The sequence below is a fragment of the Glutamicibacter protophormiae genome (assembly GCF_016894325.1).
Classification (GTDB): Bacteria; Actinomycetota; Actinomycetes; order Actinomycetales; family Micrococcaceae; genus Glutamicibacter; species Glutamicibacter protophormiae.
The window spans coordinates 2,794,979-2,808,891 of the sequence record NZ_CP069806.1; the positions used below are offsets into that span (position 1 = coordinate 2,794,979).

Genomic DNA, 13,913 nt, shown 5'->3' on the forward strand with positions numbered 1-13,913 from the left:
CACGCAGACTTTCTTCATGTCAGCGCGTTTCCATGCCATAATCTGCGGCCACCGGGCCCGAGCCCTCGAACGCGCTGCAGCCCGCCGCCGCCCCGTGGAATCCCGCGAATTCACATGCTGATTACCGCAAACGGGTACTATGCGAGCATGAGTTTCAATCAGCGGGCGCAGGCGATTCCACCAGCAGAGAAATGGCTGACCAAGTACACCTGGGCGTGGGCCAGCTGGGATTGGGGCCAGGCCGCGATCAACGCGGTGATGATCACCTTCGTGTTCACTGTGTACCTGACCAGCGAGCTATTCGGCGACCAGGACCACGCCTCGCTCGTGCTCTCGCAGGCGCTGGCCATCGGCGGGGTGCTCATCGCCCTGCTGGTGCCGGTCACCGGCATGCGCGCGGATGCCGCCGGGCGCCGCAAATTGTGGATCATGGTCAACACCGTCCTGCTGGTGCTCATCTGCGCCGCCGGTTTCTTCGTCTACCCGGATCCCGGATTCCTGTGGTTCGGCGCGCTGCTCATCGCGGCGATGTCGGTCGCCAGCGAGTTCGCCGGGGTGAACTACAACGCGGTGCTCAACCAGATCTCCACCCCGGCCACGGTCGGCAAGGTCTCGGGCTTCGGCTGGGGCATGGGCTACGTGGGCGGCATCCTGGCGTTGGCACTGGTGCTCTTCGGCTTCGTGGAACCGGTTTTCCCATGGCCCGGCGCCTCCACCGAGAACTCGCTGAACCTGAGGCTGGTCGCGGTGTTCTCCGCGCTCTGGTGCCTGGTGTTCGCGCTGCCGCTGTTCTTCGTCATCCCCGAATCCCCCGCCGCGTCGGGCACCAGGATCCCGCTGCGCAGCTCCTACGCGGTGCTGTTCCGGCATATCGCGAGCCTGTGGCGCGAGGACAAGAACCTGATTTTCTTCCTGCTCTCCTCGGCGGTGTTCCGCGACGGACTGGCGGCGATCTTCACCTTCGGCGGCGTGATCGCCGCCGGCACCTTCGGATTCGAGTTGAGCGAGGTCATCATCTTCGCCATCGTGGGCAACGTGGTGGCAGCGGTCGGCGCGATCATCGGCGGGCGCCTGGACGACGCCATCGGCCCCAAGGCAGTGATCACCGGATCCCTGGTGGGCCTGCTGCTGGCCGGGGCCGGGGTGTTCTTCTCCCCCGCCGCCGCCGGCTTCTGGATCTTCGGCCTGCTGCTGTGCCTGTTCGTCGGACCGGCCCAGGCCGCCGCCCGCTCCTACCTGGCCCGGTTGATCCCCGCCGGCCGCGAGGGCGAAATGTTCGGCCTGTACGCCACCACCGGCCGCGCGGTGTCCTTCCTGGCGCCGGCGCTGTTCGGCGCGGCCATCGCGATCGCCACGCCGCTGGTGGCCGCCGGTCAGGCCCAGCGCTACGGCATCCTTGGCATCTTGGTGGTCCTCGCGGCCGGGCTGGTCCTGCTGCTCCCGATCCGCGCGCCGAAGAAGACCGCCAGCGACGCCGCGGCTTAACCGCGTCGTCCCGGCGGCCGTTCGGGCTGCCGGGACGATGAGCAGTGCGCCGCGCCGGCGCTAGTTCTCGATGATGGTGCGGTGGAAGTTCAGGTGGCTGCGCGATGCGGTCGGGCCGCGCTGGCCCTGGTAGCGGTTGCCGTAGGGACCCGAACCGTAGGGGTTCTCGGTTTCGCTGGTCAGCTTGAAGAAGCACAGCTGGCCGATCTTAGAGCCGGGCCACAACTTGATCGGCAAGGTGGCCATGTTCGACAGCTCCAGGGTCACGTGGCCGGAGAAGCCCGGGTCGATGAAGCCTGCGGTCGAGTGGGTCAGCAGCCCCAGGCGTCCCAGCGAGCTCTTGCCCTCCAGGCGCGCGGCGATGGAGTTGCCGAGGGTGACCACTTCATAGGTGGAGCCGAGCACAAATTCCCCGGGGTGCAGGATGAAAGGCTCCTCGGGATCGACCTCGACCAGACGGGTCAGTTCGCTCTGGTCCTGGGCCGGGTCGATGTGCGCGTACTTGTGGTTGTCGAAGAGCCGGAAGAACCGGTCGATTCGAACGTCCACCGAGGCGGGCTGGATCATCTCGGCATTGAACGGCTCCAAGCCGATCTCTCCGGACTCAATTTCTCTGCGAATATCACCATCTGAATACAACACGCCTCTAAATTTATCGTGTCTGCGGCGCATCGGTGAATACCGCGCACCTATGTGTAGGCGCACTTCGCGCTTCCGGTGGGTTTGGAGTGGGCGGATTCCCATGTGCTGTCCAGAAAATCCGGCTATTCTTGGGAGCGGGACGCTGTGTCCCCACCGCACGACCGAGGGATTTTCATTCATGCGCTTGGCATCAGCCCTGACCAGCTCCTTCCTCGCCGGAATGCTCGTGCTCTCCGGAACGGCCGCCGTGGCCGCACCCGAGGACATTCCGGCCGTCGAGGCCGCGGAGCTGACATCTGCTTCGAGCCTGCTGGCGCTGATCAACCCGAGCACCAAGCTCTCCCCCGAGGACTACACCCCGAAGGACCTGGTCACCGTATCAGGCACCTCCTTCCAGCTGCGCAAGCAGGCCGCCGATGCGGTTCAGGACCTGGTCGCCGACGCCCGCGCCGCGGGCCACAGCATCAAGGTGCTCAGCGCCTTCCGCTCCTACCAGCGCCAGGCCACCTTGTTCAACCAGTACCAAGCGCAGTACGGCACCGACTACGCGGAGCGGATCTCGGCCCGCCCGGGGACCAGCGAGCACCAGCTGGGCCTGGCCGCCGATCTGGGCTATACCAACAGCCGCGCCGAGCTGAAGGAGGCCTTCGGACAGACGCCGGCCGGCCAATGGATCGCCGAGCACGCGGTCGACTACGGGCTGATCGTGCGCTACCCGGTGGGCAAGGAAGAAATCACCGGCTACAAGTACGAGCCGTGGCACGTACGCTACATCGGCAAGGAGCAGGCCAAGGCCATGCAGGACTCCGGCGCCGAGACCTATGAGGAATACTTCGGCATGCTGCAGGAGGCTTCGCGGGACGCCGAGGCAGCGCCGGCGGCCAAGCTGAGCGCCGAACCGAGCAGCGAGCCGAGTTCGGAGCCGTCCACGCCTGCCGAGCCAGCCGACGACAAGGACAACCAGAAGGTCGAAGGCTCCGGGGTGCTGCGCGAGGACGACCTGATGGTGCTGCGCTTCCTGCCGCCCTACCGGGACTGGAGCTTCGGCTTCACCAAGTAGCGGTTAGAAGATCGCGGCCGCCGCGAGCAGCAACGCCGGTGGAAGCATTGTCGCTCCGAAGGCGGCGACCCAGTGCGCGGTCTTCCCGGTGCCGTTCTGGCAGGCGCCGCTGCGCTGGCGCCGGTTGACCAGGTATACGTTGGCCAGGATCCACACAATCGCGCCGATGGCCAGCGGCGGGCCAAGCACCAGATTCGATGAGAAGAACCCCTCGACGTTGCGGGCGAAGGTCGATGCCCCAAATGAAATCATCGCCCCTTCGCTGATGTACATATACAGCAGCCAGAAATATATGACGCCGGGAATCCCCAGCAGGACATTGACGACAAAAAGTCGAGTCATGCGGTTGCCTCCAAGCGGTGCCCGGATGCGCGGTGCACCACGGGCGGCAGGCGATGCCTGCGTATCAGTTGCTCCGAGTCTACCCCTGCGCCCTGCGCATTCCGGGGCGATCTTCGCCGCCGGCCGGTGTGGATCTGCTGTGAAATGAGCGGTTAAACAGGCGGTCCGCCGACGCTCCCCCACGGGGAACGGCGGCGGACCGCAGGTGTCTGCACCGGTCAGCGGCGCAATCGGGGGCTACTTGGAGCGCACCGGGATGCCGGTGAAGGTCGGCTTCATGGTGGAGGCGAAGAAGTCGTTGCCCTTGTCGTCAACGACGATGAAGGCCGGGAAGTCCTCGACCTCGATCTTCCAGATGGCTTCCATGCCGAGCTCTTCGTACTCGATGACGTCGACCTTCTTGATGCAGTCCAGCGCCAGGCGGGCGGCCGGGCCGCCGATGGAGCCCAGGTAGAAGCCGCCGTGGGTGTCGCATGCGTCGGTGACCTGCTGCGAGCGGTTGCCCTTGGCCAGCATCACCATCGAGCCGCCGGCTGCCTGGAACTGGTCCACGTAGGAGTCCATGCGGCCTGCGGTGGTCGGACCGAAGGAGCCCGAAGCCATCCCCTCTGGGGTCTTGGCAGGGCCGGCATAGTAGACCGGGTGGTCCTTCAGGTACTGCGGCATTTCTTCGCCGGCGTCCAGGCGTTCCTTGATTTTGGCGTGCGCGATGTCGCGGGCCACGACCAGTGGGCCGGTCAGCGACAAACGGGTCTTGACCGGGAACTTGGTCAGCTCGGCCAGGATCTCGTCCATCGGCTTGTTCAGGTCGATCTTGACCACCGAAGAACCGCCGGTGCCGGAGACGCCCGAGGTCTCGTCGTCGTGGGCTGCGATGGCCGGGTGGGACTCGTCCGGCATGAAGCGTGCCGGATCGGTTTCCAGCTGCTCGACGAACAGGCCCTCTTCGGTGATCTTGGCCAGCATCTGGCGGTCGGCCGAGCAGGACACGGCGATGGCCACCGGCAGCGAGGCGCCGTGGCGCGGCAGGCGCACCACGCGCACGTCGTGGCAGAAGTACTTGCCGCCGAACTGCGCGCCGATGCCGAAGTGGCGGGTCAATTCAAGGACCTTCTCTTCCAGATCGGTGTCGCGGAAACCGCGGCCGGTCATGGCGCCCTCGGTCGGCAGGGAGTCGAGGTACTTGGCCGAACCGTACTTGGCGGTCTTCAACGCCATCTCGGCGCTGGTGCCGCCGATGACGATGGACAGGTGGTACGGAGGGCACGCGGCGGTGCCCAGCGAGCGCAGCTTCTCGTCCAGGAAGGTCAGCATGGCGTTCTCGTTGAGGATCGCCTTGGTCTCCTGGTACAGGAAGGACTTGTTGGCCGATCCGCCGCCCTTGGCCATGAACAGGAACTTGTAGCTGGTGTCCGCGCCCGGCTTGGTGTTGGCGTACAGGTCGATCTGGGCAGGCAGGTTGTTGCCCGTGGCCTTCTCTTCCCAGGTGGTGATCGGCGCCAGCTGCGAGTAGCGCAGGTTCAGGCGAGTGTAGGCGTCATAGATGCCGCGGGAGAGCGAGATTTCGTCCTGTTCCTCGGTGAGCACGCGCTGGCCGCGCTTGCCCATCACGATCGCGGTGCCGGTGTCCTGACACATCGGCAGGATGCCGCCGGCGGCGATGTTGGCGTTCTTCAGCAGGTCCAGCGCCACGAACTTGTCGTTCGGGCTGGCTTCCTCGTCGTCGAGGATGTTGCGCAGCTGCTGCAGGTGGGCCGGACGAAGATAGTGCGAAATGTCGTGCAGTGCGGTTTCCGCCAGAAGCTCCAGTGCTTCGGGTGCGACCTTCAAGAAGTTCTTGCCATCGGGACCGGCGACAACCTCGACGCCTTCGGTGGAAATCTTGCGATAAGGGGTGGTGTCTTCGCCGATGGGCAGAAGATCCTCATAACGAAATTCAGGCATGCTCAATCCTTGAATCTATGGTGGGTGCTCGCTATACAGTTTAGGCCTTGTCACCGGATTTGGCTTATTCGGCGTTTGCGCCACAGCGGTGATCGCGACATGCTTGGGGTATGAGCACCGAGAACACCTCCGCCCCGCTGGACGGACAAGATCCTAACGAGCGCCCGGATATGATCATCGAAACCCCGATGGACAAGGAACGAGCTCGGCCGAAAACCCACTTCGAAATGATGCTGCAGGCAGGGCTTAACAAACCGGAGCTTTCCGGTTCGGTGCTCGGCGCGTTCATGAGCGCGGAGGTCTTTTTCCTCTCCCGCGAAGAGGTCACCGGCGAGAACAAGAACGCCCAGCCGCTGCTGCTGACCAACCCGGCCGGCGCACCGATGGTCGCCGTATTCACCTCCATCGAGCGCATCCCCTCCAGCTACATCGACCAGGCCGGCTACGGCGTGAAGGTGCAGGGCGCGACGGTCGTCCGTGCGCTGCAGGGCACCGGCTTCGTGGTGAACCCCGGAGACGAGCTGAGCTTCGAGATTCCCGCCGAGGGAGTGGAGATCCTCAAGGAGCAGATGCTCAAGCAGGATCCCGACGCAGAAGCCTAAAACGCGCCGTATCGGGACCTTGATTTTTCCGGAGCCTGATCGTGCGATATGCTGTTTTTCGCCCGGGCCGTCATTAGGCCGCTCGGAGCATGCGGGCGTAGCTCAATGGTAGAGCGCTAGCTTCCCAAGCTCGATACGCGGGTTCGATTCCCGTCGCCCGCTCGCACGGATTGCCGGGGCACCCATGGGTGCCCCGGCAATTTTCTGTTCCACCGCGCGAGGAGTTTCATGACCGGGGTTCTTGAAGGCTTCTCCATCATCTGGGTGGTCATCGCCGTGGGCTACCTGGTGGGGCGCACCGGGGTGCTCGGCCCGCAGGCCCGCTACGTGCTCAACCGCGTGACCTTCTTCGTCGCCAGCCCCGCCCTGCTGTTCACGACCTTGGCCGAATCCGACCCCGTTGCCGTGCTCGGTCCGCTGCTGTGGGTGGCCGGGCTGTCCGCGGTGCTCACCGCGATCGCCTACCACCTGGCCACCACCCGCTGGCTGAAGCGCCCGGCCTCGGAGCGGATCGTCGCGGCGATGGCCGCCTCCACCGTGAACTCCGCCAATCTGGGGCTTCCCATCGCCCTGTACGTGCTCGGCGACATGTCCTATGCCGCGCCCATCATCCTGTTCCAGCTGGCTCTGTACCAGCCGGTCAACCTGGCGATGCTGGACGCCACAACCTCCAAGCACCGCACCACCTTGTTCGCCTTGGTCCTGGCCACCGCGAAGAACCCGATGATCATCGGCTCGCTGCTGGGCCTGGTGGTCGCGTTGACCGGGTTCGAGGTCCCGCAGATCGTGCTCGAGCCGGTCAACCTGATCGCCGGCGCCTCGATCCCGGCCATGCTGCTGGCCTTCGGCATCTCCCTGGTCGGTTCCAAGCCGCTGGAGAAGGCCTCCGGCCGCAGGGCCGACGTGCTCGTGGGGTCGGCGGCCAAGCTGGTGCTGCAGCCGCTGCTGGCCTGGGTGCTGGCATACTACCTGTTCGACCTTCGCGGCGAGCTGCTGGTCGCCTGCGTCATCATGGCAGGACTGCCCACCGCGCAGAACATCTTCGTCACCGCTTCGCGCTATGAACACGGGGTCGTGATCGCCAAGGACACCGTGCTGATGACCACCATCTGCGCCATTCCGCTGATGATGGTCCTCGCCCTGCTGCTGGGTATCTGATCGTTCGTATTTCCCCATATGACTCGGGCCCGGAAGCCCCACCGGCCGTAGGTCTATGATCAGGGAATACCCCGCGGCTCCCGGCCGTTGACCACGGGTATCCGTTCCCTAGCATCATTGTGAGGTCATCGTGAAACGCATCGCTCCCCTGCTGGCCACCGCCGCAGCCCTTGCCCTGTCCCTGAGCGCCTGCGGTTCTTCCGGCGACAACACGACGAGCACCGAGGGCAAGGACGCCCTCCAGCAGATCAAGGAATCCGGGGTGCTCACCGTGGGCACCGAAGGCACCTACCGCCCGTTCTCCTACAACGAGGGCTCGGAACTGACCGGCTACGACGTGGAGGTCATCAAGGCGGTTGGCGAGAAGATGGGTGTCGAGGTCAAGTTCCAGCAGACCCAGTGGGATGCGATCTTCGCCGGGCTGGATGCCGGACGCTTCGACGTGATCGCCAACCAGGTCGCCGTCAACCCCGAACGCGAAGCCAAGTACCTGTTCTCCGAGCCCTACACGGTGTCCACCGGCGTGATCGTCACCAAGAGCGATAACACGGACATCACTTCCTTCGAATCGCTCAAGGGCAAGAAGACCGCGCAGTCGCTGACCAGCAACTACTACGAAACCGCCAAGGCCGCCGGCGCCACCGTGGAACCGGTGGAGGGCTGGGCCCAGGCCGTCACCCTGCTCAAGCAGGGCCGGGTGGACGCCACCGTCAACGACAAGCTGACCTTCCTGGACGCCCAGAAGACCCACCCTGATGACAGCATCAAGATCGCCGCCGAAGCCACGGAGAAAACCGACTCGGCGGTCGCGATGCGCAAGGACGAGACAGCCCTGCAGGGCGCCATCAACGATGCGCTGGACCAGCTGCGCGCCGACGGCGAACTGGCGAAGATCTCCGAGAAGTACTTCGGCGAGGACGTCAGCAAGTAGCGATCGGCTTCCCAGTAGACTGGCTCCACACGTAGCACGCGTGGAGCCGGTTTCATTTTGCGCAAAAGGTGACCCATGGACTCGAATTGGCAGTTGTTCCTCGACTCGCTCTGGCCGCTGACCCAGGCCGCGATCACCGCCAGCATTCCGCTGGCCGTCATCAGCTTCGCGATCGGATTGGCAGTTGCGCTGCTCATGGCGCTGATGCGGATCAGCGGCAGCAGGGTGCTGTCCTCGATCGCCCGCGTCTACATCTCGATCATCCGCGGCACGCCCTTGCTGGTGCAGCTGTTCGTGATCTTCTACGGCATGCCCTCGCTCGGGCTGACCATCGACCCGTGGCCCAGCGCCATCATCGTGTTCAGCCTGAACACCGGCGGCTACTGCGCCGAGATCCTGCGGGCCGCGATCCTCTCGGTCCCCGCCGGGCAGTGGGAGGCCGGCTACACGGTCGGCATGTCGCGCACCCGCACGCTGTACCGCATCATCCTGCCGCAGGCCGCCCGCGTCGCGGTGCCGCCGCTGTCCAACTCGTTCATCTCCCTGGTGAAGGACACCTCGCTGGCCTCGATCATCCTGGTCGGCGAGATGTTCCGCAAGGCGCAGGAGATCACCGCGGTGACCTTCGAGTTCATGCTGCTGTACTGCACCGCGGCCGGCATCTACTGGGTCATCTGCCTGCTGCTCTCCGCCCTGCAGAATTCACTGGAAGGAAGGCTTGAAAAGTATGTCGCCAAGTAACCCGGCCGCCAGCCTGCTCGCCGTCACCGGCCTGCACAAGTCCTTCGGGGCGAACCAGGTGCTCAAGGGCATCGACTTCACGGTGCACGCCGGCGAGGTGGTGGCGTTGATCGGGCCTTCGGGTTCCGGCAAAACCACGGCGCTGCGCTGCCTGAACGGCCTGGAGATCCCGGACGCCGGCACCGTCGCCTTCGCCGGCGGGCCCGAGGTCTCCTTCAGCGCTGGTTTCAAGCCGAAGAAGGCGCAGATCCTGCGCCAGCGTTCCGCCATGGTCTTCCAGGGCCACCATCTCTTCCCGCACCTGAGCGTGCTGCAGAACGTGACCGTGGGACCGCTGGAGGTGCAGAAACGGCCGCGCGCCGAGGTCATGGAGCAGGCCACGGCCCTGCTGGCCCGCGTCGGGCTGGCGGACAAGGCCCAGGCCTACCCGAACTCGCTCTCCGGCGGGCAGCAGCAGCGCGTCGGCATCGTGCGCGCGCTGATGCTCAAGCCGGATTTGCTGCTCTTCGACGAGCCGACCAGCGCGCTGGACCCGGAGCTGGTCGGCGAGGTGCTGGTGGTGATCAAGGAGCTGGCCCAGGAGGGTTGGTCGATGGTGCTGGTGACCCATGAGCTGGCCTTCGCCCGGGACGTCGCGGACACCGTGGTGTTCATGGACGGCGGGGTGGTGGTGGAAACCGGGCCCGCCTCCCAGGTGCTCGCCGCGCCGCAGAACCCGCGCACCCAGGCCTTCGTCCAGCGCCTGCTGCACCCGTTCTAGGGCAGCGCCGGATCCCCTGCCGGTCGAGGAATTCCTGCACTAGGCTATGGCTATGGAATCCGCGCTGCTGACCGACCTGATCAACGGGTACGCCTTCACCACCGACTGCCTGGAACTGGGCGCCGCGATTGTCGACGGGGCCGTGCGCCCCGAAGCGCAGGTCCGCGTCCCGCTGTCGATGCTCAACCGCCATGGCCTGATCGCCGGCGCCACCGGCACCGGCAAGACGGTCACCCTGCAGGTGATGGCGGAGCAGCTGGCGGTTGCCGGGGTGCCGGTGTTCCTGGCCGACATCAAGGGCGACCTCAGCGGCCTGGCCCAGCCGGCCGAACCCAGCGCGAAGCTCGACGAGCGCCTGTCCGGCATCGGCCACGCCTTCACCGCCCGCTCCAACACCGTCGAATTCCTGGCCCTGGGACAGGGCAGCGACGGCATCCCGGTGCGCGCCACCGTGGACTGTTTCGGCCCCATCCTGCTGGCCCGCGTGCTGGAGCTGAACGAGACCCAGGAGCAGGTCCTGCAGCTGGTGTTCCACTATGCAAATACCCGCAAGCTGCCGCTGGACGACCTCAAGGACCTGAAGTCCGTGCTGGACCACCTGCTCAGCGCTGAGGGCAAGGAGGACCTGCGCACCCTGGGCGGGGTCTCCCCTGCCAGCGCCTCGGTGATCCTGCGCGGGCTGAGCATCCTGCAGGCGCAGGGCCTGGACCCGTTTTTCGGGCAGCCGGAATTCGACACCGCGGACCTGCTGCGCAGCGCGGGCACCGGCGTCATCAGCGTGCTGGAGCTGCCCGCGCTGAACCGCCAGCCGCTCTTGTTCTCCACCTTTCTCATGTGGCTGCTCGCGGACCTGTTCGACGAGCTGCCCGAAGCCGGGGACCTGGACAAACCCAAGCTGGTGTTCTTCCTGGACGAGGCGCACCTGCTGTTCAAGGGAGCATCCGCGGCGTTCACCGAGGCAATCATCTCCACCGTCCGCCTGATCCGTTCCAAGGGGGTGGGCCTGTTCTTCATCTCCCAGTCCCCCGCCGACCTGCCCGACGAGGTGCTGGCCCAGCTGGGCACCCGGGTGCAGCACGCGGTGCGCGTGTTCACCCCCAAGGACGCCGAGGCGCTCAAGAAGGTCATGGGCACGTTCCCGGCCGGCGCGCTGGATCTGAAGACCGCGCTCACCCAGGCCGGCGTGGGTGAAGCGGTCATCACGGTGCTGGGAGAGAAGGGCGTGCCGACTCCGGCCGCCTGGACCCGCCTGACCTCCCCGGGTTCGCGCATCGGACCGGCCGACGCACCGGTGGTGTCCGGCATCATCGCCGCCTCGTCCTTGGCGGCCAGGTACTCCACCGCGCTGGACCGCGATTCAGCCCATGAACTGCTCACCGGGCAACCTGCCGCAGGCCAACCCGTGGACGCGCCGCCTGCCGCCCCGCCCCGCACCCCGGAACCGGCGGCCCCCGGCTCTCCGGGCAGCGCGGAGATCGACGAGGAGGCCCGGCGCATCGCCGAATCCATCCTGGGCAAACCCACCACGGTGCCGGCCAGCGACTTCCCGATGCCGGACTACCGGCAGGCCCCGGAACCCGATCCGGCCCCGCGCGCCCGGCAGGGCAAGGAATCGAAGCCCCGGGGCGAGGCCTCCCCGCGGCGCCAGGCGGAGCGCGCGCAGACCGGCGAGCTGCTGGATTTCGCGCTGGATGCGGCGAACATGCTCGGGCGCGAGGTGCTGCGCGGAATGTTCGGCACCCGCAGGCGCAAACGGCGGTGAAACACCGCAATAAGTAGCCCGGTTTCAGGGTCGGCGGTGAAAACCGATAGCCTACTACGTGATGAACTCTCGTACCTCAGCGCCCGTCACCGCATCGCGCATCGCCGTGCGGTGGGCCATCGCCGCCGTTGTCGTCATCGCCCTGCTGGTCGGCGGTGCGCTGGCCGCCAACCGCCTGCTCTTCTCCCCGCAGCAGCAGGTCGCCTCGCTGCAGCAGTACCTGGCCGCGGGCGACGGCGCCCGCGCGCTGGGGCTCATGCAGGCCGCGGTGCCCAAGGGCGATGCGGTCGCCTTGGACGGCGAGGTGCTCAAGCGCACCCAGGACGGTATCACGGACTTCACCGTCGACGCCGCCGTGCCCAGCGACAAGGATCCGGACCTGCGCCTGGTGACCGCGCACTACAAGGCCGCGGGGGTGGACAAGGAATCCACCTACACGCTGCGCCACACCGGAAAGAACTGGTTGTTCTTCGACACCTGGGCCTTCGAGCCCTCCACGCTGCCGACGGTGAAGATCAAGGCGAACACCGTCAACGAGGTCAACGTCAACGAGCAGGCCATCCCGCTGAAGGCCGGAACCAGCACGCTGCCGGTGTTCTACCCGGCGGTGCTCGACGCCAGCTTCAGCACCAAGAACTTCCAGGCAGACACCCGCGGCGTGGTAGTCACCGGGGTCGGCAAGCAGCCGGTGCAGATCGCGCTGAAGACCCAGCCCACCAAGGAGTTCATCGCCTCCATCAGCACCAAGGTGAAGAAGTACCTCGATGGCTGCGCCACGCAGCAGGTGCTGATGCCCTCGGGCTGCCCGTTCGCCTACAACACCACCGCCCGGGTGGATTCCTCCTCGATCAAGTGGTCCATCGACAAGTACCCGACCATCGACGTCAGCTACTACAACGGCGCCTGGATCCTGGCCCCGCTGGAGGTCAAGGCCAGCGTGAACCTGGTGGAGCAGGATCTGCGCACCGGCGCCAAGGAAGCGAAGAAGGTCACCGAGAAGTTCTCCTTCACCGCCCACCTGACCACCAGCACCACCGAGGTGTCCGTGGTGCCCGTGGCCGGAGGCGAGCAGGCCGCCCGCTAGCGGCTAGCGCAGGTTCAGCATCTCGCGGATCTGCGCGCGCAGCGGCACCGCGTCGTGGCGGAATTTCTGCCAGGCGACCAGCGCCGCGATGCTCGCGGCCAGCGACAGCCCGGCGCCGATGGACACCGCCACCCGCACCCCCAGCTCCTCGGCCAGCCAGCCGATCAGCGGCGAGCCGATCGGCGTGCCGCCCATGACCACCATCAGGTACAGCGCCAGCACGCGCGCCCGGTACTGGGCCGGCACCGAGGTCTGCACCATGGTGTTGCAGCTGTTCAGGAAGGTCAGCGACGCCAGCCCCACCGGCACCAGCATGATGCCGAAGAGCACGTAGTTCGGCATCCACGCGCTGGCCAGCGCCGCGATGCCGAAGGCGATGCCGCCGCCGATCAGGTAGCGCCAGCGCGGGCTGGAGCGCCGCGCTGCCAGCAGCGCGCCGCCGAAGGTGCCCACCGCCATGATGCTGCCCAGGATGCCGAATTCGCCGGCGCCCACCCCGAAGGCCTCGGTGGCCATCATCGCGTTGGTCATCTGGAAGTTCAGCCCAAAGGTGCCGATCACGAAGGCGAGGCCGAAAATCAGCAGCAGGTCGCGCCGGCCCTTCACATAGCGGAAGCCCTCGCGCACCTGCCCGCGCTCGCGCTTGACCGGCTTGGCCGGGTGCAGCTGGTCCTTGCGCATGAACACCAGCGAGGAGATCACCGCCAGGAACGAAGCGCCGTTGACCAGGAAGGCCGGGCCGGTGCCGACGGCGGCGATCAGCGCGCCGGCCGCGCCGGGGCCGGCCAGCCGGGCCAGGTTGAAGTTCGCGCTGTTCAGCGCGACCGCGTTGGCCAGGTGGGTGCCGGGAACCACTTCGGAGACGAAGGCCTGGCGGGCCGGGGCGTCGAAGGCGGCGCCGATGCCCAGCAGCGTCGCCAGGATGTACACATGCCACAGCTGCGCGGTGCCGGTGACCACCAGCAGGCCCAGCACGATCGCGCAGACGCCCATGAACGCCTGCGTGGCAATCAGCAGCCGGCGCTTGTTGAAGCGGTCGGCCACCAGCCCCGCGTAGGGCCCCAGCAGCAGGATCGGCAGGAACTGCAGGCCGGTGGTGATGCCGGTGGCGGTGCCGTCGTTGTCGGTGAGGATGGTCAGCACCAGCCAGTCCTGCGCGACGCGCTGCATCCAGGTTCCGATGTTGGAAACCAGCGCGCCCACCACCCAGTTGCGGTAGTTGGGTATTTCCAGAGCCCGGAACATTTGCGATGCCATCAGTATCTGCCGGATCCCTCCGGCGCCTCCCGCATCCAGTCTAGCCATGCGCGCGCGGAATTTACTGAGGCTTCCTCAGATTTCCCCTGCGAGCGATCCGCCCGGGCCCGCGCGCCCGCGGGGAAACCGCCGGGACCGGTGGCGT

General features: G+C 66.4%; 13 protein-coding genes and 1 tRNA gene. 10 read left to right on the forward strand and 4 right to left on the reverse strand.

Going from position 1 to position 13,913, the window contains the following annotated elements; translation table 11 throughout:
- Positions 1–147 precede the first annotated feature (147 nt).
- Entirely contained in the window at positions 148–1,485 is a 1,338-nt protein-coding gene (locus JQN66_RS13090; protein WP_204675445.1) for an MFS transporter, read from the forward strand.
- A 60-nt stretch (positions 1,486–1,545) separates the two neighbouring features.
- On the opposite strand, the gene dcd is transcribed toward JQN66_RS13090, so the two are convergent.
- Positions 1,546–2,127, reverse strand: a complete 582-nt coding sequence (dcd, locus tag JQN66_RS13095) for a dCTP deaminase (protein ID WP_188948698.1) — start codon at positions 2,125–2,127, stop codon at positions 1,546–1,548.
- A gap of 178 nt (positions 2,128–2,305) precedes the next feature.
- On the opposite strand from dcd, the gene JQN66_RS13100 reads away from it, so the two are divergent.
- Entirely contained in the window at positions 2,306–3,187 is an 882-nt protein-coding gene (locus tag JQN66_RS13100) for a M15 family metallopeptidase (protein ID WP_204675446.1), read from the forward strand.
- Positions 3,188–3,190: 3 nt separating this feature from the next.
- On the opposite strand, the gene JQN66_RS13105 is transcribed toward JQN66_RS13100, so the two are convergent.
- Both JQN66_RS13105 and JQN66_RS13110 read right to left on the reverse strand, forming a co-directional pair.
- Entirely contained in the window at positions 3,191–3,529 is a 339-nt protein-coding gene (locus tag JQN66_RS13105; RefSeq protein ID WP_204675447.1) for a hypothetical protein, read from the reverse strand.
- A 237-nt stretch (positions 3,530–3,766) separates the two neighbouring features.
- Positions 3,767–5,473: a fumarate hydratase gene (locus tag JQN66_RS13110; RefSeq protein ID WP_204675448.1), complete on the reverse strand. Its 1,707-nt coding sequence runs from the start codon at positions 5,471–5,473 to the stop codon at positions 3,767–3,769.
- A gap of 110 nt (positions 5,474–5,583) precedes the next feature.
- On the opposite strand from JQN66_RS13110, the gene JQN66_RS13115 reads away from it, so the two are divergent.
- From JQN66_RS13115 to JQN66_RS13150, 8 genes are all read left to right on the forward strand, one after another.
- Positions 5,584–6,075: an SseB family protein gene (locus tag JQN66_RS13115; RefSeq protein WP_188948694.1), complete on the forward strand. Its 492-nt coding sequence runs from the start codon at positions 5,584–5,586 to the stop codon at positions 6,073–6,075.
- A gap of 91 nt (positions 6,076–6,166) precedes the next feature.
- Positions 6,167–6,237 (forward strand) — tRNA-Gly (locus tag JQN66_RS13120).
- A gap of 66 nt (positions 6,238–6,303) precedes the next feature.
- On the forward strand, positions 6,304–7,233 hold the full coding sequence (locus JQN66_RS13125; protein ID WP_204675449.1) for an AEC family transporter: 930 nt from the start codon (positions 6,304–6,306) through the stop codon (positions 7,231–7,233).
- A 130-nt stretch (positions 7,234–7,363) separates the two neighbouring features.
- On the forward strand, positions 7,364–8,164 hold the full coding sequence (locus tag JQN66_RS13130; protein ID WP_188948692.1) for an amino acid ABC transporter substrate-binding protein: 801 nt from the start codon (positions 7,364–7,366) through the stop codon (positions 8,162–8,164).
- 75 nt (positions 8,165–8,239) lie between these two features.
- Positions 8,240–8,905, forward strand: a complete 666-nt coding sequence (locus JQN66_RS13135) for an amino acid ABC transporter permease (RefSeq protein WP_204675450.1) — start codon at positions 8,240–8,242, stop codon at positions 8,903–8,905.
- Positions 8,892–9,665: an amino acid ABC transporter ATP-binding protein gene (locus tag JQN66_RS13140; protein WP_275439034.1), complete on the forward strand. Its 774-nt coding sequence runs from the start codon at positions 8,892–8,894 to the stop codon at positions 9,663–9,665. The genes JQN66_RS13135 and JQN66_RS13140 overlap by 14 nt, the downstream gene beginning before the upstream one ends.
- Positions 9,666–9,711: 46 nt before the next feature.
- On the forward strand, positions 9,712–11,427 hold the full coding sequence (locus tag JQN66_RS13145) for a helicase HerA-like domain-containing protein (protein WP_204675451.1): 1,716 nt from the start codon (positions 9,712–9,714) through the stop codon (positions 11,425–11,427).
- A 61-nt stretch (positions 11,428–11,488) separates the two neighbouring features.
- On the forward strand, positions 11,489–12,511 hold the full coding sequence (locus JQN66_RS13150) for a zinc ribbon domain-containing protein (RefSeq protein WP_188948689.1): 1,023 nt from the start codon (positions 11,489–11,491) through the stop codon (positions 12,509–12,511).
- A 3-nt stretch (positions 12,512–12,514) separates the two neighbouring features.
- Here JQN66_RS13150 and JQN66_RS13155 read toward each other — a convergent pair whose 3' ends face one another.
- On the reverse strand, positions 12,515–13,768 hold the full coding sequence (locus JQN66_RS13155; RefSeq protein WP_239464010.1) for an MFS transporter: 1,254 nt from the start codon (positions 13,766–13,768) through the stop codon (positions 12,515–12,517).
- Positions 13,769–13,913 lie beyond the last annotated feature (145 nt).